The following is a 24,269-nucleotide window of genomic DNA, read 5'->3' on the forward strand; positions in this document are numbered from 1 at the left end:
GACTACTCGGTGCGCTGGTACAGGGGAGACAATCCCGAGACCTGGCACCTGCCCCTCGCCGGGCTCCGGCGGGAGGCCGCCGCACAGGACCTCGAGGTCGAGGTGCTGCGCAGGGGACGGCGGAGCACCGACTTCGGGATCCGCAGCACCGCGACCGTACTGATCAGGCCCCGGCGGGCCGGAGAATAGGGACTCGACATGGAGAACTTCCTCGGCCGCATCCTCTACCGCATCGCCCCTCGCACGGCAGAGGTGGTCAAGTTCCTCGTGCACGCCGGCGAGGAGTCGGGCGGGATGATGGAGCGGGTGCTCGCCTACGAGAACGAGGTGAAGGAGCTCCGCAAGGAGATCGACGAGCTCCGGGCCGACAGCCGCCGCGTGGCTGAGCTCTACGACCTCGTCTTCGAGCGTCTCGAGCGCGACCGCACTTCCTGAGCGGTTCCCGGCCTGGGCCGCGCGGGAAGGGCTGTCTGCCTAGGAGGTCCGCCGGCGGACGTCGACGATCTGCCCGGTCGTGCCGGAGATGAGGGTGTCGATGGACGCCAGAGCCACCTGCTCCGCGCTCAGCAGCGTGCCTTCCGGCTCCTCGCCGAAGGCCTGCAGCCGCATCGTCGTCTTGGTGCGCTCCGGGTTGATGCAGTTCACCCGGATGCCGTAGTCGGCCCACTCCTCGGCGAGCGACTGGGTCAGGTTGACCGTCGCCGCCTTCGTCGCCGAGTACATGCCGTAGTTGGCTCGGCCCCGGGTGTAGGAGCTCGAGGTGAAGAAGAGGAGCTGGCCTTTGCTCTCCTTCAGATAGGGGAGGGACTCCTGGGCGATGATGATCGGCCCCATCAGGTTGATGTCGATCGTGTTGCGGACCGCCTCATGCGAGAAGTCCTCCAGGTTGCCCATCTCGAGCACGCCCGCCGCGTTGACGACGTAGTCGATCCGGCCCGTCGCCTCGAACGCCAACTTGAGCGCGGCGACGACATCGTCGCGCTCCTGGATGTGCGTGCCGGTGGTGGAGCGGCTGAACGGGAAGACCACTGCGCCGTAGCGCTCGGCGGCCTCGGAGATGCCGCGGCCGATGCCATCGCTGCCGCCGAAGACCACGAGAGTCTTCGCCTCGAGGGCTTCCTCCCGGGCCTCCGCGCTGTAGCCGGCCGGATCGGCGGTCTTCAGCTGGAAGAGCTTGTCCGCGATGAACACGTCGATCGCCTCGGTGATCTTCATGTTCTCGTCGGAGCCGGGCACGACCGCGATCGGCACGTTGGGCGCATAGCGGAGCACCACGGTGCAGTCGTCGGTCGCGGTGAAGCCGGGGTCCGCCGACGCCTTCTCATACGCCCGGCGGATGGTCGAGAGCCGGAACCCCTGCGGGGTCTGACCGCGCCGCAGCTTGCTCCGCGGCGGAACGTCCACGATGACGTTCTCCTCGCGCACCTCGATGATCGTGTCCGCCGACGGGATGGCGGTGTCCACCGCCCCGTATTCGTCCAGGGCATCGATGCAGTCGCGAAGGATCTGGTGCGACACGAACGGGCGCACAGCGTCATGGAAGAGCACCTTCAGCTCCTCGTCGCCCAGCTTCTCCAGCGCGAGCTGAGTCGTGTCGTTGCGGGTCGTCCCCCCCTCGTACACGTTGGTCAGCTTGGGATAGCTCCCGTCGGCGATCAGCTTGCGCACCGGCTCCATGTGGTGCGGCTCCATCATCACGATGATCTCGTCGACATCCGGGGAGCTGTCGATCGCCGCGATGGTGTGCTCGATGATCGGCTTGCCCGCGATGCGCGCAAGCTGCTTGGGCATGCCGAGGCCGGCGCGGACGCCCACACCTCCGGCGAGGACGACGACGACGGTGCGGAGGGTCTGAGGGGCATCAACGGTCATCGACTGCTCTGTCCAATCTGGTCGCACGGAAGTCTACGCGGGCGGCCTTCTGTGGGCGCCGCCGCCGCGGGATGCCGCGTGCCTGCTGTTATCGTTGGCGGTCGGGTCGGCGGCGAAAGCGCCCGCGGCCGACTGCACTACGACGAGGAGCGGTGTGTGACGAATCCGGACTTGGCCGCCCTCGCGGACCGCTTCGGGCTCGCCCCCGTCGGGGCGCGGCCCGGGCTCGGGAGCTACCTCGCTGAAACGTGGCGGCGTCGCTCGTTCGCGATCACCCTCGCGAACTACCGGATCCAGTCCGAGAACGAGCGCAATCGGCTCGGCATCGCCTGGGTGGTCATCCGTCCGCTGCTCAACGCGGTGGTCTACGGAGTGGTGTTCGGGCTCCTGCTCGGCAGCAACCGGCCGCCCGACTTCGTGCCGTTCCTGCTCGTCGGCGTCTTCATCTTCGAGTACTTCTCACAGAGCCTCTCGGACGGCTCGAAAGCCATCACGAGCAACGAGAAGCTCGTGCGCAGCCTGAGCTTCCCGCGCATCCTGCTGCCTGTCTCGGCGCTGTTCAAGCAGATCTACAAGCTCGGGCCCATCCTGGTGGTGCTCGCCGGCCTGCTGCTGGTCTTCCAGGTGCCCATCACCGTGAGCTGGCTGATGATCTTCCCGGTGATGGCGCTCATGACCCTGTTCAACGGCGGCGTGGCCATGATCGCCGCCCGGCTGAGCGTCCACCTGCGGGACATCCAGCAGGTGATCCCCTTCGTCAACCGGCTCCTCTTCTACTCGAGCGGGGTGTTCTTCCAGATCGACCAGGTGTTGCAGCCCTATCCCACCGTGCTCGCCATTGCGAGGCTCAACCCGGCATACGAGTTCATCCACCTCTCCCGTGAGGCGCTGATTCCCGGGATCGACCACCAGCCGGATCTCTGGGCGTACGCCGCCATCTGGTCCATCCTCGTCTTCCTGTTCGGGGTCCTCTTCTTCTGGCAGGCGGAGTCGAGGTACGGGCGTGAATGAACTCGAGCGGGCGATGCTCGAGGAGGGCCGCAGGCCCACGATCATCGTGGACGACCTCCACGTGAAGTACCGGACCTTCGCCTCCGGCAAGCCGGCGGCGGGCAGCGAGGGCGGCCTCATCTCACGCGGCCACAAGGGGCTCCGTGAAGTGCACGCCCTCAAGGGGATCACCTTCACCGCATTCGAGGGTGAGAGCGTCGGCGTCATCGGCAGCAACGGCTCCGGCAAGTCGACTCTGCTTCGCACCATCGCTGGGCTCACCCCCGCCACGTCCGGCGTCGTCTACGCGGAGGCGCGTCCCGCGCTGCTCGGCGTGAACGCGGCGCTCCTCAACGAGCTCTCGGGCGACAAGAACGTCCGCCTCGGAGGGCTGGCCCTCGGCTTCACGCCACAGGAGATCCGGGAGCGCTTCGACGGCATCGTGAAGTTCGCCGAGTTGGAGGAGTTCATCGATCTGCCGATGCGCACCTACTCGGCCGGCATGTCCGCGCGTCTGAGATTCGCGATCGCGGCGTCCAAGGACCACGCGCTGCTGCTCGTCGACGAGGCGCTCGCGGTGGGCGATCGCGGCTTCCGGCAGAAGAGCGAGGAGCGCATCCGCGAGATGCGAGCATCGGCGGGCACCGTCATGCACGTGAGCCACTCGATCAAGTCGATCCTCGACAGCTGCACCCGGGTGATCTGGATCGAGAAGGGCGTGCTCCGCATGAACGGCGATCCGAGAGAGGTCACCGACGCGTATCAGGAGAACTCGCGCGGCTGATCTCCCGGCTGCTGCCCGGCCGGGTGTCGTGCAGTCCTCGCGTCCCGTAGCGCGAGCTCTCGGTCCTCCTGCAGTGCAGCCAGCAGCAGCGCCTCGGCTCGGCGTCCCGCGATCCGGGAGAAGGCGTGGAACGGCTTCTCGACGAGCTTCGAGAACAGCACAGCGACCCCGAACGCGATCGGGATGGCGACGAGCATCGAGACGGGGGAGGGCACGTCGAGCCGGGCGAACGCGAATCGGGTTGCGAGCACGATCGGCTCGTGCACCAAGTACAGGCTGAACGAGAGCACGCCGAGCCACTGTGCGAGCCGTGACTCCAGCGCACGCACGAGCGGCGGCCACATGCCGGCGCAGAGCACCAGCAGTGTGACCCCGACCACGGCGATCCAGATCTGCTTGCCGGCAACGTGGTCGGGAAGCCCGAATCCCACGGCGAGCCACCGCACCGATGTCAGGAGGAGGCCGGACACGAGCGCGAGGGGCCAGAACCAGCGGTGCGCCCCGGCGAACCGGGACAGCGAACCCGCCAGATCGCGCCAGTGCGCTGCGAGCAGACCTCCGATCGCGAACATGGTCAGGTAGAAGACCGCCTCGGAGTAGAACTGGCCGATCAGGAGCATCGCCAGCAGCACAGCCGCCTTGACCGCCACGAAACGGCGACCGACCATCGCGAAGAGCGCGTAGAGCGGGAGCAGCAGCGAGAACAGGACTTCCCATTTGAGGGACCAGAGCGGACTCACCGCCCCCGACGTGCCGTTGATCAGCACCAGGTCCTTCAGGACCCGGTGGAGGTCGTAGGAGTCAGGCCGGGCGATGACCCAGTCGCCGAGCTCGCGGTCGTCGAAGCGGGGCACGATCAGGAAGGTGAGCAGGCCGAGCGCTACCGCCCCGGCGACCGGGCCGTAGAGCCGCACCACGCGGCGCGGGTAGTAGCTGAACCAGTCGAACCGGGCGTTCTGCAGCACGGGCAGCACGAGCACCATGCCGCTCAGCACGAAGAAGAGGAAGACCGCTTCTCCTCCCGCCCAGAAGAGGTGGAGCGGCGTGTAGGACAGGAGCCAGGCGGGGGAGAGGACCGGCTGATTCTGACCCGGCGTGAAGTACGCGTCCGCGAGGGTGGGGGCCGTCAGGAGCGAGTGATGCAGGACGACGACGACGGCGGCGACCCCGCGCAGGCCGTCAAGGGATCGGAGCCGCCCGATCCGCCCGCCGGAAGGCTTTGCGGCCCCAGCCCTCGCAACACCGGTTCGAAAGAGGCGCACTGAAGCATTCTGGCCGACATCGCGGCGCGGCATCGGCCCCCGCGCCCCCGTCGCACAGGTAAACCGGAGGACCGGCCTCGCTCCATCGCCTAGCGTGGCCGCATGCGAACCGGCCAGCGTCACGCCGCCGCGGGGTTGCTCCTGATCGTCGCGGTGTTCGTCGTCGCCGGCTGCGCGGCCGGGACTGTCGCGGCGCCGCTGCCGACCGTCACGCCGGCGTCCACCGCCAGCGCGCGCATCAGTGTCGGCGTCGTCGGCGACTCCCTCTCGGTGGGAAGCGGCACCGACAGCCTGCCTCAGGATCCTGGGTCCTGGGTGGAGTACCTGGGGCCGGACATCGTCCTCGCCGGAGGCTGGCGCCGGGATGCGGCGGAGACCGGGGCGATGGCGGCGAACCTGCGTCCGTTCGTCGCGGATGCGCTGGTCATCATGGCGGGCACCAACGACGTGCTGCAGGGGGTCGACCCGGAGGACACGGTGGCGAACATCGAGAAGGTCAGCGAGAAGGCGAGCGTCGGAGTGGTCGTGCTCTGTGCCATTCCCCCTTCCCTGCCTGCCCCCGAGCGGGCCACGAGGCTCAACGAGCACCTTCAGCAGTTGGCACAGGAGCGAGGCTGGAGCTGGGTCGACCCGTGGATCCCGGAGCGGGACGGCGACGGCTGGAAGGCCGGCGCCTCACCCGACGGCACCCATGGCACTCTCACCACCTACGCCAAGGTGGGTGAGGTCATCACCCAGGTCGTCAGCCGGGAGGCGTCACACGCACGCGGCTGAGCGGGTCCCGCTCTCCCCGCACCGCTCACTCGAGCGCGCGCCGCCAGCTCAGCTCTTGGGCGGCCTTCACCGTGCAGACCACGAGGGTGAACCAGGAGTACTCGACGAGCAGCGCGCTCTCGGCGGCCGCCGTCGCGACCAGCACGACGAGGACGAGCGCGGGCCAGAGGTGCACGACGCTGCGGCGGTTGGACGCGGTGAGCCAGGCCCGCACGAGCGCGAGCAGCACCAGCGCGAGGAACGCGACCAGGCCGATGAGGCCCGTCTGGAACCACACGTCGAGGAAGGCGTTGAGGGCGGACTCCCCGGTGGACCGTGAGCCGATCGCGAAGAACGGCGCGAGGTTCCGGCGCCAGTAGCCCACCCAGCCGAACCCCTCGAGCGGATGCAGAGGGATGAAGTTCAGCACGCTGTGCCAGAGCCGGTAGCGGGTCTCGAACTCGGTGCCCGCGTTGAGGCTCTCGATGAGACGGTTGCGCCCGAGGTAGGCGACGACTGCGAGCGCGAGGGACAGCACCAGCAGTCCGGCCTGGTAGTACCGTCTGCTCTCCGCGCGCACTCGCCGCAGGCCGAGCAGGCCGACCGTGGCGATGCCCGCGACGATCAGCACCCCCGCGGTCACCGGCGAGCGGGAGAGGAACACCATCGCGCCGGCGGCGACGAGCGAGGTGGCCGCGACCACGCGGGGGACCGACCGGGTCGCGTACTCGATCGCGAAGGTGACCGCGGCGAGGAGCGCCACGAGGCCGAGCATGTTGCGGGAGCCGAGCACGCCCTGGATGGGTCCCCCGAGCCCCACTCGTCCCTGGACGCCGAGGAACGGGAAGGGCGTGTCGAGGAGCACGCCGGAGAGCACCTCGACCACGAGGGAGAGGCCGAGCACGGCCCGGAAGACGTCCCCGAAGGCGCGCACCACCTGGATGAGGTCGCGGGTGAGCGCCGTGCCCACCGCGAGGAAGGCGAGGGCGAGCTGCAGGGCCACTCCGCCCACCGTCGACCACTGGTACTGACTCCAGAGGATCGACGCGGCGCACCAGCCGACGAATACGAGCAGGGAGATGGGCAGGAGCCCGCGCCACTCGAGCCGCCCGCGCCGCCCCACGAGCACCGCCGTCTGCAGCACGACGAGGGTGGCCACCGCGGCGATGTAGCCGGCCCAGCCCATCGTGCTGCGGACGGCGAAGCCGAGCATCACGGTCGCGATCGCCGAGACCGTCACCGCCGAGGCGAACTGCGGCGATGCGGCGGCTGCCACCAGGGGCGCGGGGAGCCGCAGCCTGCGCGTCGCCTCGCTCATGGGCCTACGGTACCGGCACGTTCAGAGCAGCCCGGCCAGGAGGCGCAGGGTGGGGCGCAGGGGAGCAGGAGCGTTGCGGCGACTCGAGACGGCCGATCGATCGCGACCGCGCGCCCGCTCACCGCGGCTCGGCGACTGAACTGCCGGGAACGGGGCGGTCCTGCGCATAGGCTCAACCCGTTCTTTCACGGCGCGGGCGAAAACGGAGTCGAGGCCGCCCCCAGCAGATTGGGATGCCGAGTGATCACTTCGTCAGCCGTTGCCGACCGAGCAGCCGCACCGGAGCGGCGCTCCTGGTTGCCGGAGGCGGCAGCGGTCGTCGTCGCATTCCTGCTCTACGGCGTCTCCACTGCGCTGATCTCCCTGACGGACTCCACGATCCCCGGCTACCTGGTGCTGGTCGCGGTGGCCGTGATCTCCGCCCTCCTCGCGCTCTGGCGGATCAGGGTATTCCTGGTCTTCTGGCTTGCGCTCGCCTGCTTCCAGGGCGCGGCGGTCGGGCTCTGGCTGGCGGTTTTCGGTGGCGGAGCCGGCCTGGAGGTCACTGAGATGAAGACCGCTGCCGCGCTCGGGATGGTCGTCGTCACGGCGCCGGCGATCTGGCGGTACCTCCTGCCCCGTCGGGCGCTCCTGATCGCTGTGGTGCTGTTCGTGTTGAGCGTCATGGTCAGCCTCCGTGCGTTCATCCCCGCGACCCTCGCCTACGGTCGCAACTTCCTCCTCCCGGTGCTGCTGATGATCGCCCTCGTCGCCGCGTTCGAGCGTGTCCCCGCCGCGGAGCGCCTCCGCCTCGCCTTCCGTCTCTCCGGGGCGCTCAGCGCGTTCCTGCTGCTCGGCTCGGTCATCGAGACGGCCGTCGGCACGACCGCCTGGCGGAGCTTCTTCCACGCTGAGGACATCGGAGCCCTCAGCTCGCTTTCCACGACCACCTACGTGCTCGGAGTCGAGGTGGGCCGGGTGGGAGGCTTCATCCTGGAGCCGGTCAACGCGGGATATATGGCCGCGGGCCTCGCCGTCTGTCTGCTCGCGGCAGCCGATCGACTGAGCAGGCGTGAGCGGCTCTGGTGCGCGGCCGCGCTCGTGGCGGACGGTGTGGTGATCCTGGCCGCGAGCGCGAAGAACGGCCTGCTGATGATCCTGGCGTTCATCTTTGCCGCGCTCCTCCTCAAGCTCATCCGAGGCGGCTGGCGGGCTCTCGTCACGCCGCTGACCTGGCTCGTCTCGTTCCTGGCCGTGGTCTCCTACATCGTGCTCCTGCGTGGCCTGTCCGCGCTCCCGGTGCTGTTCACCGATCCCGCGAAGCTCATCGGCGGCGACAGCACCACCGTGCACATGACCGGCCTCATCGAGGGGGTCTCCCGGGCTATTTCTCATCCTCTGGGGTTCGGGCTCGGAAACGGCGGCAACCTCTCGCAGAATCTGCCCAACCCGGGAGCCTTCGCGGAGGAGCCCGGCTGGCTGGAGAGCGGCGGGGAGAGCGGCATCGGAGCGATGGCGTTCCAGATCGGAATCGTCGGCGCTGTGCTCTTCCTCTACCTCCTGGTGAGGATGGGCAACGCGTGGGGTGTCCGCAGCATCGCTCTCCTCGCGGCCTGGAGCGCGAGTTCACTGATCGCCGAGTCGATGTTCGGTCCGCAGGTGGCGAGCGTCTTCATCATCGGGATCGTCCTCCTGGCCGACCAGCCGGAGGGTCCGTGGCTCGGCCGGGGTCGCCTCGCGCACGCCGAGGGCCGCCGTGATCGTCCGGTCGAGGTCCCGGCCGACTCGTCGATCTAGTCGGCCCGGGCCGTTCCCCCTCCTCGGGGACTTTGCGCGCAACGGCCCGAGTGGGCCAGGGTGGGTGCATGCGTGGCATCATCCTGGCTGGCGGCACTGGAAGCCGACTGCACCCCATCACCCTGGGGGTGTCCAAGCAGCTCGTCCCCATCTACGACAAGCCGATGATCTACTACCCGCTGTCGACACTGCTGTCTGCCGGCATCCGGGACATCCTCATCATCACGACGCCGCATGACGCGGCGGCTTTCGAGCGCCTGCTCGGCGACGGCTCGCAGTTCGGTGTCTCCATCTCGTTCGCGGTGCAGCAGGACCCGAACGGCCTCGCTCAGGCCTTCGTGATCGGTGCCGGCTTCGTCGGTTCCGACTCGGTCGCGCTCGTGCTGGGCGACAACATCTTCTACGGCTCCGGCCTCGGCTCGCAGCTGCGCCGGTTCAAGCACATCGACGGGGGAGCTGTCTTCGCGTACTGGGTGGCCGATCCCACGGCTTACGGCGTCGTGGAGTTCGACGACGAGGGCAGGGCGCTGAGCCTCGAGGAGAAGCCCGCGAACCCGAAGAGCAACTACGCGGTTCCCGGCCTCTACTTCTACGACAACGACGTTCTCGGAATCGCCGCCGGCCTGGCGCCTTCCGCGCGCGGCGAGTACGAGATCACCGACGTCAACTCCGAGTACCTCTCGAGGGGCAAGCTCCGGGTCGAGGTGCTGCCGCGCGGCACCGCGTGGCTCGACACCGGCACGTTCGACTCGATGACCGACGCGAGCGAGTACGTGCGCACCATCGAGCGCCGCCAGGGGCTCAAGATCGGTGCCCCTGAAGAGATCGCCTGGCGACAGGGATTCCTCACCGACGACGAGCTGCGCGAGCGCGGGGAGGCCCTGGCCAAGTCCGGCTACGGAAGCTATCTGCTGGGTCTGCTCGCGAGAGGCAAGGAGCACTGATGGCCGAACTGCTCGTCACCGGCGGAGCCGGGTTCATCGGCTCCAATTTCGTGCACCACGTGATCGACACCACAGACCACTCGGTCGTCGTGCTGGACAAGCTGACCTACGCCGGCAACCTGGCCTCGCTCGAGGGGCTGCCCGCCGAGCGCGTCACCTTCGTGCAGGGCGACATCACCGATGCTCCGCTCGTCGACGACCTGGTCTCCCGAACCGACGCGGTCGTGCACTTCGCGGCGGAGTCGCACAACGACAACTCTCTCGACGACCCGCGGCCGTTCCTCGACACCAACATCGTCGGCACCTACACGCTCCTGGAGGCGGTCCGCAGGCACGGCACCCGCTACCACCACATCTCCACCGACGAGGTCTACGGCGACCTCGAGCTCGACGATCCTGCACGCTTCACGGAGTCGACGCCGTACAACCCGTCGAGCCCCTACTCCTCCACCAAGGCGGGCAGCGACCTCCTCGTCCGCGCATGGGTCCGCTCCTTCGGCCTGCAGGCCACGATCTCCAACTGCTCCAACAACTACGGCCCGTACCAGCACGTCGAGAAGTTCATCCCCCGCCAGATCACGAATGTCCTGCGCGGGCAGCGTCCCCGCCTCTACGGCGCGGGCCAGAACGTGCGCGACTGGATCCACGCCAATGACCACTCCTCGGCGGTCCTCACCATCCTCGCGAAGGGCCGGATCGGCGAGACCTACCTGATCGGCGCCGACGGCGAGAAGAGCAACAAGGACGTGGTGGAGCTGATTCTCACGATCCTCGGCAAGCCCGCCGACGACTACGAGCACGTCACGGACCGTGCCGGCCACGATCTGCGGTACGCGATCGACTCCAGCAAGCTGCGCCGCGAGCTGGGCTGGACGCCCAAGTACCGCGACTTCGAGGCCGGGTTGCGAGCCACCATCGACTGGTACGCGAGCAATGAGGCCTGGTGGGCGCCCAGCAAGGACGCCACCGAGGCCTTCTACGCCGCGAAGGGGCAGTAGTGCCGATCGAGTACGGCAAGCAGCTGTCGGTGCACGAGACGCGCATCCCTGGGCTGCTCGTACTCGATCTGCCGGTGCACGGCGACGCCCGCGGCTGGTTCAAGGAGAACTGGCAGCGGGCCAAGATGGTCGGCCTCGGCCTGCCCGACTTCCGGCCGGTGCAGAACAACGTGTCGTTCAATGAGAAGGTCGGCACCACCCGGGGGATCCATGCGGAACCGTGGGACAAGCTCGTCTCGGTCGGTGCCGGACGCATCTTCGGCGCCTGGGTGGACCTGCGCGACGGAGAGTCGTTCGGGGAGGTCGTGACCGCCGAGCTCGACGCCTCGTCCGCGGTCTTCGTGCCCCGTGGCGTGGGCAACGCCTTCCAGACCCTCGAGCCTGACACCGTCTACAGCTACCTGGTCAACGACCACTGGAGCGCAGACGGGCAGGCGCAGTACACCTTCCTGAACCTTGCGGACGAGACGGTCGGCGTGGCGTGGCCCGTGCCCCTTGCCGATGCGGAGCTCTCCGACAAGGACCGGGCCCATCCGAGGCTGGCGGACGTGACGCCCATGGCGCCGCGGCGCATCCTCGTGCTCGGCGCCGGCGGCCAGCTGGGGCTGGCGCTGCGGCGCGCGCTTCCCGCAGCGGACTTCCGCACCCGGGCTGAGTTCGATCTGGCGGACCCGAGGTCGTATGCGCGCGTCCGCTGGAGCGACTATTCCACGGTGATCAACGCGGCCGCCTATACGAAGGTCGACGTCGCCGAGACGGAGAGGGGACGCGCGGACGCCTGGGCGGCCAACGTGACCGGAGTCGGTCACCTCGCCCGCGCCGCCGCCGAGAACGCCCTGACCCTCGTGCACGTCTCGAGCGACTACGTCTTCGACGGAACCCAGGACCCGCATCCGGAGGACGAGCCGTTCACGCCGCTCGGCGTCTACGGCCAGACGAAGGCGGCGGGGGACGCGCTGGTCGCGACCGTGCCGCGGCACTACATCGTGCGCACCAGCTGGGTGATCGGCGATGGCGTCAACTTCGTCCGCACGATGGCCTCGCTCGCCGGGCGCGGAACCTCGCCCTCCGTCGTGGACGACCAGGTGGGCCGGCTCACCTTCGCAGACGACATCGCCGCCGGCATCTCCCATCTGCTGTCGACCGGCGCCGGCTACGGCACATACAACCTCTCCAACGGGGGCGAACCCCAGTCGTGGGCGCAGATCGCCGCACGGGTCTTCGAACTGACCGGTTCGGATCCGAAGGCCGTGACCGGGGTGAGCACCGAGGAGTACTTTCGCGGAAAGAGCGCCGCTCCGCGGCCGCTCTGCAGCACGCTCGACCTGGCGAAGCTGCAGGCGACCGGGTTCACTCCGCGGGACGCGGACGAGGCGCTGCGCGCGTACCTGTCCGCGCCCTGAGACGAGCCACGTTCGCTTGACGCAACCGACACCCGGCCCGCGGGAGGCGATTGCGTCCCGTCGCCCAAGGCGCCCTTAGGCTGGGGCGGGGGAGTTCTCCCTGGGGCGGCGCCACCGGCCTCATTGGACAAACGGTGGCCGGAGGGCCTGGCTACGTGAGAGTTTCACGCGCGACGCCCGCCGGCGGGCGAGGAATCCAGGAGATCGCTCCGCCCGCTTCGCCGCGCCAGCCGGGCTGGACGCGCCAGTACGCCCGCCGGTTGCTCGCCACCGATCTGCTCGTGATCCTCGCCACCATCCTCGGATCGCAGTTGCTGTGGTTCGGCGTTGACAGCCAGAGGCTGCGGATCAACGGCGGCAGCGCACCGTTCGAGCCCAACTACTGGCTGGTGTCCCTCGTCCTCGTCGCCGGCTGGCTGGTCGTCCTGGTCGTCTACGACACGAGAGACCCGCGCGTGATCGGGATCGGGCCGATGGAGTACAAGCGGGTGCTCGACGCCGGCATGCTCCTGTTCGGAGTGGCAGCCATCGTCGCCCTCCTCTTCCGCTTCGAGCCGGCCCGCGGCTACGTGATCACCGCCTTCCCGCTCGGGGTGGTCCTGCTCGTCCTCTCGCGCTGGGCATGGCGGCAGAAGCTGGTGCGCGAGCGGGTCGCGGGCCGGTCCTCATCCTCCGTGCTCGTGGTCGGCTCCGGCACCAGCGTCGGCTACCTGCTCGAGCAGTTCAAGCGATTCCCCGCAGCCGGCTACCTTCCGGTCGCCGCCTGCCTCGCGGAACCGGCGGACGGGCAGATGCCCAAAAAGGTGCACGGTATCCCCGTGGTCGGGGAGCTCGATGACGTGGCCGACGTGGCGAAGTCGCTCGGCGTCGATATCGTCATGCTCACCAGCTCCGACCATCTGCCGCCGAGCGTGGTTCGCAACATCAGCTGGTCGCTGGAGGCATCGGGGATCGATGTGGCCGTCGCTCCCGCACTCACCGCGATCGCCGGCCCACGGATCCACACCCGGCCCGTTGCGGGCCTCCCCGTCCTGCATGTGGAAGTGCCGCGCTACGAGGGGTGGAAGCGCGTGCTGAAGGCGGTCTTCGACTGGTCCGCGGCTGCGATCGCCGTCACGCTGCTGTCGCCGGTGCTGCTCGTGCTCGCGCTGCTCGTAGCCGCCGACAGTCGAGGGCCCATCTTCTTCCACCAGGAGCGCGTCGGACTGAACGGCCGGGTCTTCCGGATGCACAAGTTCCGTTCGATGGGCGTCGACGCGGAGGAGCGCCGCAAGGAGCTCGAAGACAGCAACGAGGCCGCGGGCCCGCTGTTCAAGATGAAGGACGATCCGCGCGTGACGCGGGTGGGCCGGTGGATGCGGCGCTACAGCATGGACGAGCTGCCGCAGCTGTTCAACGTGCTCGCGGGCGAGATGTCGATGGTGGGTCCGCGGCCGCCCCTGGTGGAGGAGGCGGCGAAGTACGAGCCCACCGTGCGCCGGCGGCTGCTCGTGAAGCCCGGAATCACCGGACCCTGGCAGATCAGCGGCCGGTCGGACCTCTCCTGGGACGAGGGAGTGCGGCTCGACCTCTACTACGTGGAGAACTGGTCGCTCGCCAACGATTTGATCCTCCTCGTCCGCACCGTCGGCGCCGTGGTTCTGAATCGCGGAGCCTACTGAGCCTCGTTCGTCTCCCTGCGCCTGCGGACGGTCCGGTTGCTCCGCGCCCATAGGATCGAAGGGTTCGGTCTCCTGTCCCGCGTCGGCGCTTCGCCTGCGCGCTGGTCGCGGCGGACCGTTCAGCGGTCCTCTGCAGAGTCCGCGCTCATCGGGCTACCGGCCCTCGACGGCAGGACAGGAGTAGGCGTGGGGTTCGTTCGCACCGCCACCGCGGTGGCTGCGTCTGCTGCCATCCACGCGCAGTCCGTGCGCGGCCCTCGTGCGCCCCGGGCGGCTCACAGGGACGCTGCACTGGGTCTGGTGATCACGGGCGAGTTCGGCTCGCTCGGCGATCAGGCGCTCGTTGCGGGCGCGGAGGAGGAGCTGGAGAGGGGCGGGCACACCTGGAACCTGCTTGCGCCGGGCCCCGCGGCACCGTGGGCGGCCGTGACGGAGCGGCCGACCTACAGCGAGACGGGGCGTCTGGCGCTGGGGGGGACGGTGTGGCGCCCGCGCCACCTCGCAGAGGCTGCCCCCGGGGGCATCATCATGATCGGGGCCGACTCCATGGACGGCGCGTACGGTGTGAGAGGGGTCTCGGTGCGCATCTCAGCACTCAACCTCGCGGCACGTGCGGGCGGCGTCGCGTCCCTGGTCAACTTCAGCATGCGGGAGACGGTCCCGCCGGGGATCGCCCGGCTGATCCGCAGCCTCGACCCCCGCGTCCGGCTCGTGGCCAGGGATCGCCTCTCCGCGTCGCGCTTGAGGAAGACCGCCCCGGGGCGTGAGGTGGACAGCGCGCCCGATGTCGCGATCCTCCTTCGTCCCCTGGTCTCGCAGCAGGTGCGGGACTTCCTCGCCCTGGTGCGGCGGCGAAACGAGAACCAGCTGCCTGTTGCCGCCCTGGTGCCGAATCGCCATCTGGCCGGGCTGGCCGGGGGGCGGGCTGGTGACGACGTCGCCTACTTCCGCGCCTGCGCCCGAGTGCTGCTCGACGCCGGGTACTTCGTCATCCTCCTGGCTCACGACGTGCGCCCGCGGCCGGGTGACCCCCACCTGATCGCCCGGGTGGAGTCCTCGCTCGCCGACAGGAACGTGCTGGCGGTGCTGCCCCGATCCGCCCCCGAGGCGAAGGCGGTTCTCGCGACCACCGAGCTGGTGGTTTCGGCGCGCATGCACGCCGCTGTCGCGTCTTTGAGCTCCGGGGTGCCGACCATCGGGCTCGACTACCTGGACAAGTTCTGCGGGCAGTTCGAGTGGTACGGGATGGAGAGGTACGTGACGCGCTGGACCGACGCCTTCTCGGACGACTCGCTCGCCTCCCTCGTCCACACGGCGCGCGACACAGGGGCGGCGCTGAGGCGCGAACTGGCAGGTGGCGTCGCGGCGGCGCTGGCGGTGCCCCGGAACTGGCTTCCCTAGCCATGGCGATGAGCTCGTCGTCCCTTCCGCACCTGTTCAATGCGGCGGGCAGCGTCGCAGTGCCGCTCAGCGCGCTGCTCGTCGCCCCGCTGCTGGCACGCGCCCTCGCTCCGGCCGGCCGAGGGACGTTCGCGAATGATCAGGCCCTCCTGGTGATCGCCGCGTCGCTTCTCGCACTCGGAGTCGCCGACGCCTCCACCGTGCACTGGATGGAGTGGTCCCGCCGTCGTCGCTCCGCGGTCGTGTGGGGCAACGTTCTCGTGGCCTTCGCGATCGCGGGGGTCGCGGTCATCGCGATCTCGCACCAGCGGTCGTTCCCGGCCGCCGAGGTCGCGCTCCTGATCGTCGGTGCGGGCGCCCTCGCCGCGGCCAGTCACTTCCGAGGCGTTGCCCTCGCGAGCGGCACGGTGGTCACGGTGGCCATCGAGAAGTGGGTCAGCTCTTTCGGCCGGCTCCTCCTCACGCTCGTCCTGTTCGGCACGGGCAACCTCACCGTGCTCTCGGCCCTCGCTGCGCTGGTGCTGCCTCAGCTCGCGGGTGCGCTCTACCTCGCCGTCGCCTCCCGCGGCCTCTCCGCCCCTGCCCGGAGCTTCAGCGGCCGGCAGGGAGTCGGATGGGCCTTCGCCGGAAGCGCCTCAGGGTCGCTGCTGGTCAACCTCGATCAGCTCCTCCTGCTCCCTCTCATCGGTCCCGCGCAGCTCGGCTACTACGCCGTCGCGGTCACCCTCGCCGAGATCTTCACCACCGCGGCCAAGCCGTTCCGGGACGCCGTCATGGCGGCCCCGGGGAGGCCGCCTGCGATTCTGGCCATCCGCGCCCTTGGCCTTCTCGCGCTCGGAGCGGTCGCCTGTGCCGTCGGCTTCGGCTGGGCGGTGCCCGCCGTCTTCGGCGACGAGTACCGGGCCGCCGTCCCTGCTGCTCTCGTCCTGATCGTCGGAGGTGTGCTCAAGGCGTGGGGGTATGTGCTGGGCGCATACCTCATCCGAATGCGCCGCTATCGTTCCCGGTTGGTGATCACGACCGCCGCACTGCTCGCCGACATCGGTCTGCTGCTGCCCCTTGCCGGGCTCGGCGCCGTCGGCGCCGCAGTCGCAGCCTCGGTGGGCTACGCAGTCCTGGCCGGCGGGACCCTCGTCGTCCTGCTTCGCAGCAGGCACTCCCCAGAGCCGGCGATGGGACTCGAGCGGCCGATGAGGAAGTAGCCCATTCGGGGGACACGCCAGCCCCTACCGCAGAAGCGGGATGCCCGCGATTAGGTTCACAGCTACACCGCTAACGGAGGCACTGCTCAGTGACACTGAAAAATCTGGAAGTGCTCGAAGGCGCCGCAGACGCGGGGACGAGGATCCCCCTCCAGGTCCGCGACGGCCGGGCATACCTGCTGGGTCATGAGATGTTCGCTGATTCGCCCTTCGTGCTGCTCAACGAGATCGAGCGATTGCTCGTCACCGACGAGCCTCACCTCGTCGTCACCGCCAATGTGGATCAGGCCCTCAACCTGCGGCGAGACCCAGTCTTGGATCGTGCGTACTCGATCGCTTCGCTGCGCCTGATCGATGGGCAGCCGCTTGTCGCGGCACTGCGGCTTCTCGGCATGCCGTCGGTGTTCCGCAACACGGGAGCGGACCTGATCGATGACGTCGCACGCTCGGCAGGAGCCCGCAACTGGCGGATCGCGGTCTTCGGTGGTGGCGCCGGGACCGCCGAGAGGGCGGCCGCCGCGCTGGCCGACCGCGCGCGGAACAGCGTCATCGAGGGCTTCGCGTTCCCATTCGTGTCCTCGGCCCGCGATCCGCGGGCGAAGGCCGTGGTGAGCGAGCTGGCAGCCTTCCGTCCCGACATCGTCTTCATGTGCCTCGGCTCGCCCAAGCAGGAGGAGTGGTACCTCGAGTGGCGGGACCAACTCCCTCCCGGCGTCTATGTCGGCGCCGGGGCAGCCGTCGACTTCGCTGCGGGCCGGCGGGTGCGCGCCCCCCGCTGGGTGCAGAAGCTGGGTGCCGAGTGGACCTGGCGCCTTGCCCAGGAGCCCCGTCGTCTCGCGTCGCGCTACCTCGTCAAGGGTCCCGGCTTCCTCGGGCTGCTGGCGACCTCCCTGGTCGCCAGCTTGCGGTGACGGCCCCCGACGCCCTCTTCGTCGCCTGGATAGGGCAGAACGGGCGCACCCAGGGCCTCGCGAAGTATCTGGGCATCGAGGCCGCCTTCATCCGGTCCGACAGCCGGCTGCTGCCGGTGCGCTATGCCAGACAGTGGGCTGCAACCGGACGGCTGCTGCACGCCCGCCGGCCACGAGTGGTGCTCGTGATGCAGCCGCCGATCCTCGCGCTGCTGCCCGTCCTGCTCTACGCACGGGCGGCGGGTGCGAGGGTGATCGCCGATCTGCACACGGGCGTCTTCGCCGATCCCAAGTGGCGCTGGGCGTCTCGTCTGCTCATGCGCCTGCTGGCGCCTTCCGGGACGGTCATCGTGACGAACGAGGCGCTTGCCCGCATCACGCGCGCGCGCGGCATCGAGACGCTGGTCCTGCATGACCTGATAGAGCCGATCACGCGGGTTGTCCGCGAAGCCGCCCTGCCCGCCGGCCTGGAGGAGGATTCCTTCGTCCTCGTCCCGGTCGCCTATGCCCACGACGAGCCCCTTCAGGAGATCCTCGCCGCGGCGAGCGCCTCCCCTGACCTGCGCTGGGTTCTCACGGGCCGAGCTCCGGACTCCCTCGTCCGCCAGGCGCCCGCCAACGTCCTCTTCCCCGGATTCGTCGACGATGCCGTGTTCCAGCGCCTGCTCACGACTGCCGGGGTCGTGCTGGCGGCCACAACAGAGGAGCACACCATGCAGCGGTCAGGGTACGAGGCGCTCTCCGCAGGACGTCCCCTCGTGACCACGGACACCGCGGTGCTCCGGGAGTACTTCGGCGATGCGGCCCCGCACGTCCCCGCCGATGGCCCCGGCATCCTCGCGGGCGTTCGGACCGTACTCGCCCGCCGGGACTTCTACCTGCAGGCCATGCTCGCTCTGCGGGACGAGCGGATGCACGCGCAGCAGGTGTCTCTCGAAGCGCTGCGGATGCGCGTGCAGGCGGCCTCCCCAGGCGCCGACGGGCGCAGGGGTCCCGCCGTCTGAAGGCGCCCCCTTCGCTCCTGCTGCCCCCGGCTCATGACGAGGACAGAGCCGCTGCCGGTCCCGGCCCTCCGGTGAGTCTCCGCAGTCCCAGATACGCGCCGGCGAACGCGGCGACGTAGATGACCCCCGCCAGTGCGACGTCGACGAGGGGGGCCACCTGCAGGAGCGGACGGGCGAGAGCCCAGACGCCGATCGCGACGAGGGCCGCGAGCGCGGCGACGGCCACCTCCTTCAGCACCAGACGGAAGACCGGCCCCGGGATGGCCGTGACGACGCGGATGAGGAAGAGCGCCTCGGACACGATTGCCACTGCGACGATGCTCGCCGGGCCCAGCTCGGGCGCCACCAGAAACGCCGCGGCGAGGAGGGCCAGGGTGCCGGACGCCGACACCCAGGTGGCCAGAGCGAAGTACGCAGGCCGGTTCTGGGCCTGCACGACGACAGCCACCGTGAGGTGCACGACGGTCAGGAGCGCGGCCAGGCCGAATGCCTGGAAGTAGGAGGCCGCCTGCGCCCAGGGAGCCCGTTCGCCGAGCCACAGCTGCATGAGGGCGGGCGCCTCGAGGATGAGCGGAACGATCACGGCTGCGCCGAGAATGGCGAGAGCCAGTGTTCCCCGCACCGTCAATCGCTCACGCCGGCCTCCGTCCAAGGTCATCAGGTTCGGCAGCAGCGGATCGAGGAGCCATGCCATCGTCTGTCGCAGAGCCTGGGCGACCCGGAGTCCGGCGCCCACGGCGGTGGCGCTCGACGGTCCGGCAAGGAGAGCCGCCAGGAAGGTGGGCAGGAAGGCCGCCAGCTGAGTGGCTGACGCGAGGCTGAACCAGCTGACTCCGAAACGGAGCAGCGCGCGCGCCTCTCGGCGGTCGTATCGGCGCGGAGACCAGGAGAAGAACGGCGCGAATCGGCGCATCCGGATGCCCGAGAGGAGGGGGGACAGGAGGAAGGTGAAGGCCTCGACGAGGGCAACCGCGACGATCCCGCCGTCCGCCACCAGGAGCACTCCGAGTGCGGCGATGCGGCCCAGGATGGCGATCGTCTGGTGCAGGCGCTCCACGTCGAAGCGCTGGATCCCGCGGATGACCGCCTCGAACTGGCGGAAGATCACGCCAAGCACGGCCGCGGCGACGGCGATGCCGGCGAGGGCCGCGCTGTCGCTTCCGGACACCGCGCCCTCGCTGGCGCCCACAGAGATCGCGAGGGCAGCGAGGGCTGTGATCGTCCCCGCGGCGAGGGACAGGGCGCCGTTCGTGAGGAAGCTCGTCGCGGTCACCGCCCGGAGGCGCTCCTCCTCGTTCTCGCGAGCGGAGAGCTCGGCGACGCGTCGGATCAGCGCGGGAGCGAGCCCGAGGTCGAAGAGGGCGGAGAGCTGAACGATCGCGAACAGGGCGACCCACACGCCGTAGGCCTGGGGGCCCGCGATGATCAGCGCGAGCGGGAGTGCGACCAGCTGACCCACCATGTTGACGCCGCCGCCGAGGACGTTGGCGACGATGTTGTACCGCAGGGATCGACGCACGGGGTTCCTCGGCGTTTCGGGTCGGTCAGGACGACACCCGGGCACACGATCGGGCCGGACGGGTCCAGGATAGGCGACCCTGCAACGGTGACGATGCTCGCCGGGACTCGGGGGGCGATCGCCGCTGTGGCCGAGTGGCGCCGGGGTCAAACCGCGATCTGCTCGGCCGTCGGGGTACGCGCCGCGGTGATGCGATTCCTGAGGGCCAGCGCCGGCTTCTCCACCAGCAGATAGATCAGGATTCCGGCGCCCACGCCGAGAAGGATCTCGAGCGGGGTGCGCACGGCGACCGGCAGGCCGCTGAAGAGCGGAGTGAGCAGCTCGTAGAGCGGCAGGTGGATCAGGTAGATGCTGTAGCTGGCATGGCCGATCAGCTGCACGGGCGCGTAGGCGAACATGCGCAGGGTGACCTGCTTGAGCCGGGAGCTGTTCACCGAGAAGCCGTAGAGGATCACGGCGCAGGTGGCGACGCTCTGCAGGGTGTAGCGGCCCGTGGAGCGGAACGCCTCGTCCCGGATCAGCAGGCTGACGAGCAGAACCGCGGCTGCCGACACCAGAACCCAGGGCGAGCCGAACAGCAGGCGCGACCGGGGCGGGGTCGGCGCTCGGGACCACCAGGCGAACACGACCGCGGCGAGGATGCCCCAGGCCAGCCCCTCCATGCGCGTGTCGGTGCCCTGATAGATGCGGTCCTCCGATGCCCCGGAGAAGAACAGGGCGAACCGGGCGCCCACCGAGAGAACGATGGCCGCCACCGCGAGCAGAGTGATGCCGCGGAGGTAGGAGCGGCTCCGCACCATCAACAGCCAGATGATGGCGAAGACGATGTAGAACTGCTCTTCGATCGCCAGGCTCCAGACCACGCCGCTGCCGGGAAGCACGGCGGGCTGCGAGTCGATGGCCACCCAGTTGTAGACGAAGAAGATCTGCGCGAGGAAGGCCGGCCAGTCGATCGCGTGCCAGAGGGACAGGACCAGCGTGGGGATGGCGATCACGACGAGGAACGGCGGCCCGATCTTCATCGCCCGCCGGAAGTAGAAGGAGCCGGCGGAGAATCCTCCCGTCGTGTCGCGCTCCCGGAGCAGCAGCACGGTGATGATGAAGCCGGAGATGGAGAAGAAGAGGGTGACGCCGGTTCCGCCCGGAACGATGGCGCCGAGGCCGGCGTGGGACACCACGACGATCGAGACCGCGAGCGCCCGCAGTGCGTCCACGTGCGCATAGCGCCCGATCGCCCGCGGTGGTTCAACGCTTCCCGACACGATGCCCCCTCGCTGCGACCTGCCCGACGGATGCTGCCGCGCTCGCATGTCCGTTCAACAGGCTACCGGGGCGGTTGCGCGGCGGGAGGCGGCCAGGGACCGAGCCGCTGACCGATGCGTTGAGCCAGCTCCTGGGTCGAGAGATAGCCCTGGGCCACCTCGCGCAGCAGGCTGAAGGTCTCGTTGTCACTGAAATGCATGGCCGCGTGGTTCAGTTCGAGGAACACGTTGGTGGCGAGCCAGGCGAGGCGCTTGTTGCCGTCGAAGAGGGAGTTGTAGCGGGCGAGGCTCTCCATCAGGGCCGCGGACTTTGCGGGCAGGTTGGGGTACACGTCGCGCCCGCCGTAGCGCATCGCCGGTCGCTCGACGGCGGCCATCAGCAGGCCCATGTCGCGGACGGATTCGCGCAGGGGAGCGGCCGTGAAGATCTCGATGATCTGCACGACGTCGTCGACGCTGAGGTACTGGTACTGGGCTGCGTCGACCGGCTGTGGTGTCCCGGCGGACACCGCTATGCGTTGGCGAGTCGGGTCATCAGGTCAGCGTAGCGAACCAGCTGACGAGCGGTGGAGGCGGCGACGAACTCGGGGTGGCTGGGGCGAGGGGCCGCCAGCTCGATCGCGGCCGACGCGGCGCTGTTCTTGCTGAGCTGCAGCTTCTCTGCGAGGTCCTCGAGGAGGCGCTCCCGCTCTTCGCTCAGTCGCAGTGTCATGGCCACGAGTCGACGTTAAGGGCGGGAGTCTCCCGGGCATCGACACTGCGCGGTGTGTTCATGCTCGGCATTGCCCCCAGTTCGGGGTCAGGACGACGGGGTCGGCGAGGGCGCTTCGCTCACCGGGAGGACGCTCGCCGGCCCGGACGGGGCGCGGCGCCAGCGGTGCGCCAGGTTCTTCCCCGGCTTCTCGATGAGGAACCAGCTCGCGATCGCCAGGGGAGCAGTCAGGGCGGCCGAGAGGAGACCGAAGGCGACGGAGGGGAGCGCGACGAGCGCAGTGCCGGCCAGGATCTGCTGCACCGGGAAGGCGTAGACGTAGGCGCCGTAGGAGATGTCGTTGTGCAGCCCCAGGCTCTTCCGCTTGATCAGGGCGCCCACGCAGAGCAGGAGATAGGCGATCGGCAGTGCGGCCACCAGTCGGTAGTTGGGCAGGAGGGCGGACAGGAGGATGACCGCGCCTGCCCCTGCGATCAGCGGGCCGCTGACCGGGATGCGGTGCCGGTATCGGTACACCAGTGCGCCGGCGGCGAACATGAGACCGAACCGGCCCATCCGCGTCGCGTAGTAGTTGTGCACGACCGAGCTGCTCAGGATCCCCACCAGAAGCATCCCGGCGAAGACAGCCAGAACCGTCCACCGACGCCGGAAGAGCCCGGCCACGCCGAGTCCGAGGACACCGAGATAGCAGCAGAACTCCCAGAAGAGCGTCCAGAGGGAGCCGTTCCAGACCCCCGGGTCCGGGACGTTGATCGGGGTGCCTGCGATGCCGTACTGGTTGATGCGAAGGAAGAAATTGTTCAGGAAGTACTGGACGGACGAGGAACCGTAGTCGGGCGGCAGGGTGGAGCCGCTGAGCCAGATCCCGAGAGGAGCGAGGACCAGGATGGTGACGAGGAGGCACGCCCAGTAGCCGGGGGCGATGCGCAGCACCCGGGCGAGCAGGAACCGGCCGATTCGCGGCTTCGAGATCCAGCTGCCGAGAATCAGGTACCCCGATATGGCGAAGAATCCGTCGACCCAGAATTCACCCAGCAGTTGATGAGCGGGCCACCACGGCACCGTGCGGCCGGTGAGCGGCACGGAATGCCAGAAGATCACCCCTGCGGAAAGCAGCAGCCGCAGCAGGTTGAGCCCATTTCGCCGTGGGTCGTAGATCTCGCCGAGAGTCTGCCGTGAGCGCGCCGAAAGGCGGATGGGCGGCAGCAGAGTCGGCATGGGTGAGGCGCCTTTTCGAGGTGGGTGGGCCGGGCGTCGCGACCGAGTATAGGGCGGCAGGAAGCGCCATCCCAGGGCGGCGGTACCCCGCAATCGGGGCTCGATCCGGCAGATCGCGGGGCGGGAACTCGGCGATTCCAGCCCCCAGTGAGAGGGGCTGACGGTGCGTCTCCCGTCGTCGGCCGTCTAACATCCATTGAGCGCGGACGCAGTTCGGCTTTCGCTTTGCGCGAAGATTACGAAGGGGGCGGAATGAATTCTCTGAAGCAGACCTATGCGCCTGCGGCCGGGTCTTCCGCTCGCCCCGGTTACGGTGAGACGCTGCGCACGCTTGCGGTCGCCCAGAAGGCCGCCGCCCCGGGCGCTCCCGCCTACTCGGTCTACATCAACCGCAAGCTGGGCCGCTTTCTGGCTGCGGGGGCCTACTTGCTGGGGCTCACCCCCAACATGGTGACGGCGATCAGCGCCAGCTTCACCTTCGCAGCCATTCTGGCGATCGCAATCGTTCCGCCGACGCTGTTCCTCGGCATCGCCGTGGCGCTCAGCCTCGCAGTGGGCTACGCCTTCGACTCCGCTGACGGTCAGGTGGCCCGGCTCCGCGGCGGGGGAGGCCCGGCAGGGGAGTGGCTCGACCACGTTGTGGACTGCATCAAGATCTCCAGCCTTCATCTCGCAGTCCTGATCTCCGCATACCGCTTCTTTTCGCTGCCGTCGGATCTGCTGCTGCTCGTGCCCATCGGGTACGCGATCGTCGGCGCCGTCAGCTTCTTCGCCATGATCCTCAATGATCAGCTGAAGGCCGTGTATTCCGGGAGCAAGAAATCGAAGTACCCCTCCGGCGGAAGCACACTGCTTCGGTCGCTGCTTGTCGTGCCGACCGACTACGGCCTGCTGTGCCTCGTCTTCGTGCTCCTCGGGGCGCCGCAGGTATTCTTCGCCGCCTACGCGCTGCTGTTCGTCGCCAACCTGGGGTACACCGCGCTCGCTCTGCCGAAATGGTTTAGGGACATGACGAGAATCGACCATCGGGGCGCCGCTCGATCCTGACCTTTTCCCTCCATCGAGGGGTCGCTTTGACCCGTCATCGGGGGAGGGACGCCGCAGAACTGCTCGAATATACTGGCGATTCCGCGGATGGCTTACCCGAAGCCGTCCTCAATCGAAGCCGAGGCGCCCCAATTGGCTATTGCCATGCCCAATAGAGGGTCCTGTCGCACTGGTTGGAACGGTCCCTTCGGCCGTCCGGGTCGCGGGGCGAAGTGGGGCAGTCGGTGGTGAC

23 protein-coding genes are annotated in these 24,269 nt (G+C 69.0%); 15 read left to right on the top strand and 8 right to left on the bottom strand.

The features are described 5' to 3' along the window. Together JWR33_RS03545 and JWR33_RS03550 are read left to right on the top strand one after the other, a co-directional pair. The coding region (locus JWR33_RS03545; protein WP_297409523.1) for a hypothetical protein at positions 1 to 189 on the top strand (189 nt) is incomplete at its 5' end. A 9-nt stretch (positions 190 to 198) separates the two neighbouring features. Beyond that, complete coding sequence (locus tag JWR33_RS03550; protein ID WP_297409525.1) at positions 199 to 435, top strand: DUF6752 domain-containing protein; 237 nt, start codon at positions 199 to 201, stop codon at positions 433 to 435. A gap of 39 nt (positions 436 to 474) precedes the next feature. Here JWR33_RS03550 and JWR33_RS03555 read toward each other — a convergent pair whose 3' ends face one another. Then, positions 475 to 1,872: a bifunctional cytidylyltransferase/SDR family oxidoreductase gene (locus JWR33_RS03555; protein WP_297409526.1), complete on the bottom strand. Its 1,398-nt coding sequence runs from the start codon at positions 1,870 to 1,872 to the stop codon at positions 475 to 477. A 156-nt stretch (positions 1,873 to 2,028) separates the two neighbouring features. Between JWR33_RS03555 and JWR33_RS03560 the strand changes: the two genes are divergently transcribed. Together JWR33_RS03560 and JWR33_RS03565 are read left to right on the top strand one after the other, a co-directional pair. Beyond that, on the top strand, positions 2,029 to 2,883 hold the full coding sequence (locus tag JWR33_RS03560; protein WP_297409528.1) for an ABC transporter permease: 855 nt from the start codon (positions 2,029 to 2,031) through the stop codon (positions 2,881 to 2,883). After that, entirely contained in the window at positions 2,876 to 3,646 is a 771-nt protein-coding gene (locus JWR33_RS03565; protein ID WP_297409529.1) for an ABC transporter ATP-binding protein, read from the top strand. Before JWR33_RS03560 ends, JWR33_RS03565 begins: the two co-directional genes overlap by 8 nt. Here the strand turns inward: JWR33_RS03565 and JWR33_RS03570 are convergent. Further along, complete coding sequence (locus JWR33_RS03570) at positions 3,625 to 4,908, bottom strand: acyltransferase (RefSeq protein ID WP_297409531.1); 1,284 nt, start codon at positions 4,906 to 4,908, stop codon at positions 3,625 to 3,627. The genes JWR33_RS03565 and JWR33_RS03570 overlap by 22 nt on opposite strands. A gap of 102 nt (positions 4,909 to 5,010) precedes the next feature. Between JWR33_RS03570 and JWR33_RS03575 the strand changes: the two genes are divergently transcribed. Then, positions 5,011 to 5,682, top strand: a complete 672-nt coding sequence (locus JWR33_RS03575; RefSeq protein ID WP_297409533.1) for a GDSL-type esterase/lipase family protein — start codon at positions 5,011 to 5,013, stop codon at positions 5,680 to 5,682. 25 nt (positions 5,683 to 5,707) lie between these two features. On the opposite strand, the gene JWR33_RS03580 is transcribed toward JWR33_RS03575, so the two are convergent. Beyond that, entirely contained in the window at positions 5,708 to 6,979 is a 1,272-nt protein-coding gene (locus JWR33_RS03580; protein WP_297409535.1) for an O-antigen ligase family protein, read from the bottom strand. Between the two features lie 240 nt (positions 6,980 to 7,219). Here JWR33_RS03580 and JWR33_RS03585 point away from each other — a divergent pair, with 240 nt between their 5' ends. From JWR33_RS03585 to JWR33_RS03625, 9 genes are all read left to right on the top strand, one after another. After that, positions 7,220 to 8,755, top strand: a complete 1,536-nt coding sequence (locus JWR33_RS03585; protein WP_297409537.1) for a hypothetical protein — start codon at positions 7,220 to 7,222, stop codon at positions 8,753 to 8,755. A 68-nt stretch (positions 8,756 to 8,823) separates the two neighbouring features. Then, complete coding sequence (rfbA, locus tag JWR33_RS03590) at positions 8,824 to 9,699, top strand: glucose-1-phosphate thymidylyltransferase RfbA (RefSeq protein WP_297409539.1); 876 nt, start codon at positions 8,824 to 8,826, stop codon at positions 9,697 to 9,699. Further along, positions 9,699 to 10,697, top strand: a complete 999-nt coding sequence (gene rfbB / locus JWR33_RS03595; RefSeq protein WP_297409541.1) for a dTDP-glucose 4,6-dehydratase — start codon at positions 9,699 to 9,701, stop codon at positions 10,695 to 10,697. The genes rfbA and rfbB overlap by 1 nt, the downstream gene beginning before the upstream one ends. Then, positions 10,697 to 12,100, top strand: coding sequence for a bifunctional dTDP-4-dehydrorhamnose 3,5-epimerase family protein/NAD(P)-dependent oxidoreductase (locus JWR33_RS03600; protein WP_297409543.1), 1,404 nt, complete (start codon positions 10,697 to 10,699; stop codon positions 12,098 to 12,100). The genes rfbB and JWR33_RS03600 overlap by 1 nt, the downstream gene beginning before the upstream one ends. Before the next feature lie 155 nt (positions 12,101 to 12,255). Further along, positions 12,256 to 13,761 (top strand): sugar transferase, encoded by a 1,506-nt coding sequence (locus JWR33_RS03605; RefSeq protein ID WP_297409545.1) that lies wholly within the window; start codon positions 12,256 to 12,258, stop codon positions 13,759 to 13,761. Positions 13,762 to 13,947: 186 nt separating this feature from the next. Next, positions 13,948 to 15,162 carry a polysaccharide pyruvyl transferase family protein gene (locus JWR33_RS03610; RefSeq protein WP_297409547.1) on the top strand — a complete coding sequence of 405 codons (1,215 nt, stop codon included), beginning with the start codon at positions 13,948 to 13,950 and terminating at the stop codon, positions 15,160 to 15,162. 8 nt (positions 15,163 to 15,170) lie between these two features. Continuing rightward, a complete protein-coding gene (locus JWR33_RS03615; RefSeq protein WP_297409549.1) occupies positions 15,171 to 16,364 on the top strand; it encodes a hypothetical protein in 1,194 nt (397 codons plus the stop codon). A gap of 89 nt (positions 16,365 to 16,453) precedes the next feature. Then, a complete protein-coding gene (locus JWR33_RS03620) occupies positions 16,454 to 17,275 on the top strand; it encodes a WecB/TagA/CpsF family glycosyltransferase (RefSeq protein ID WP_297409551.1) in 822 nt (273 codons plus the stop codon). Beyond that, positions 17,272 to 18,279, top strand: a complete 1,008-nt coding sequence (locus tag JWR33_RS03625; protein ID WP_297409553.1) for a glycosyltransferase — start codon at positions 17,272 to 17,274, stop codon at positions 18,277 to 18,279. Before JWR33_RS03620 ends, JWR33_RS03625 begins: the two co-directional genes overlap by 4 nt. A 31-nt stretch (positions 18,280 to 18,310) precedes the next feature. Here the strand turns inward: JWR33_RS03625 and JWR33_RS03630 are convergent, their stop codons facing one another. The 5 genes from JWR33_RS03630 to JWR33_RS03650 all read right to left on the bottom strand — a co-directional run bounded on the left by JWR33_RS03630 (position 18,311) and on the right by JWR33_RS03650 (position 22,990). Next, positions 18,311 to 19,798 carry a hypothetical protein gene (locus JWR33_RS03630; RefSeq protein ID WP_297409555.1) on the bottom strand — a complete coding sequence of 496 codons (1,488 nt, stop codon included), beginning with the start codon at positions 19,796 to 19,798 and terminating at the stop codon, positions 18,311 to 18,313. 146 nt (positions 19,799 to 19,944) lie between these two features. Next, entirely contained in the window at positions 19,945 to 21,060 is a 1,116-nt protein-coding gene (locus JWR33_RS03635; RefSeq protein ID WP_297409557.1) for an acyltransferase, read from the bottom strand. 62 nt (positions 21,061 to 21,122) lie between these two features. Further along, positions 21,123 to 21,569: a Fic family protein gene (locus JWR33_RS03640; protein WP_297409559.1), complete on the bottom strand. Its 447-nt coding sequence runs from the start codon at positions 21,567 to 21,569 to the stop codon at positions 21,123 to 21,125. A gap of 2 nt (positions 21,570 to 21,571) precedes the next feature. Then, positions 21,572 to 21,772 carry a CopG family transcriptional regulator gene (locus tag JWR33_RS03645; protein ID WP_297409561.1) on the bottom strand — a complete coding sequence of 67 codons (201 nt, stop codon included), beginning with the start codon at positions 21,770 to 21,772 and terminating at the stop codon, positions 21,572 to 21,574. An 87-nt stretch (positions 21,773 to 21,859) separates the two neighbouring features. Next, positions 21,860 to 22,990, bottom strand: coding sequence for an acyltransferase (locus tag JWR33_RS03650; RefSeq protein WP_297409563.1), 1,131 nt, complete (start codon positions 22,988 to 22,990; stop codon positions 21,860 to 21,862). 252 nt (positions 22,991 to 23,242) lie between these two features. On the opposite strand from JWR33_RS03650, the gene JWR33_RS03655 reads away from it, so the two are divergent. Then, the gene (locus JWR33_RS03655) at positions 23,243 to 24,037 is read left to right on the top strand and encodes a CDP-alcohol phosphatidyltransferase family protein (protein WP_297409564.1); all 795 of its coding nucleotides are present in this window, start codon (positions 23,243 to 23,245) and stop codon (positions 24,035 to 24,037) included. Positions 24,038 to 24,269: the final 232 nt, after the last annotated feature.

It is taken from the genome of Naasia sp. (genome assembly GCF_025465545.1).
Taxonomy (GTDB): Bacteria; Actinomycetota; Actinomycetes; order Actinomycetales; family Microbacteriaceae; genus Naasia.

Coding starts and splice junctions, on each gene's coding strand:
- JWR33_RS03550 (WP_297409525.1), top strand. CDS start 199: ATGGAGAACTTCCTCGGCCGCATCCTCTACCGCATCGCCCCTCGCACG.
- JWR33_RS03555 (WP_297409526.1), bottom strand. CDS start 1,872: ATGACCGTTGATGCCCCTCAGACCCTCCGCACCGTCGTCGTCGTCCTC.
- JWR33_RS03575 (WP_297409533.1), top strand. CDS start 5,011: ATGCGAACCGGCCAGCGTCACGCCGCCGCGGGGTTGCTCCTGATCGTC.
- JWR33_RS03580 (WP_297409535.1), bottom strand. CDS start 6,979: ATGAGCGAGGCGACGCGCAGGCTGCGGCTCCCCGCGCCCCTGGTGGCA.
- rfbA (WP_297409539.1), top strand. CDS start 8,824: ATGCGTGGCATCATCCTGGCTGGCGGCACTGGAAGCCGACTGCACCCC.
- rfbB (WP_297409541.1), top strand. CDS start 9,699: ATGGCCGAACTGCTCGTCACCGGCGGAGCCGGGTTCATCGGCTCCAAT.
- JWR33_RS03615 (WP_297409549.1), top strand. CDS start 15,171: ATGAGCTCGTCGTCCCTTCCGCACCTGTTCAATGCGGCGGGCAGCGTC.
- JWR33_RS03645 (WP_297409561.1), bottom strand. CDS start 21,772: ATGACACTGCGACTGAGCGAAGAGCGGGAGCGCCTCCTCGAGGACCTC.
- JWR33_RS03650 (WP_297409563.1), bottom strand. CDS start 22,990: ATGCCGACTCTGCTGCCGCCCATCCGCCTTTCGGCGCGCTCACGGCAG.
- JWR33_RS03655 (WP_297409564.1), top strand. CDS start 23,243: ATGAATTCTCTGAAGCAGACCTATGCGCCTGCGGCCGGGTCTTCCGCT.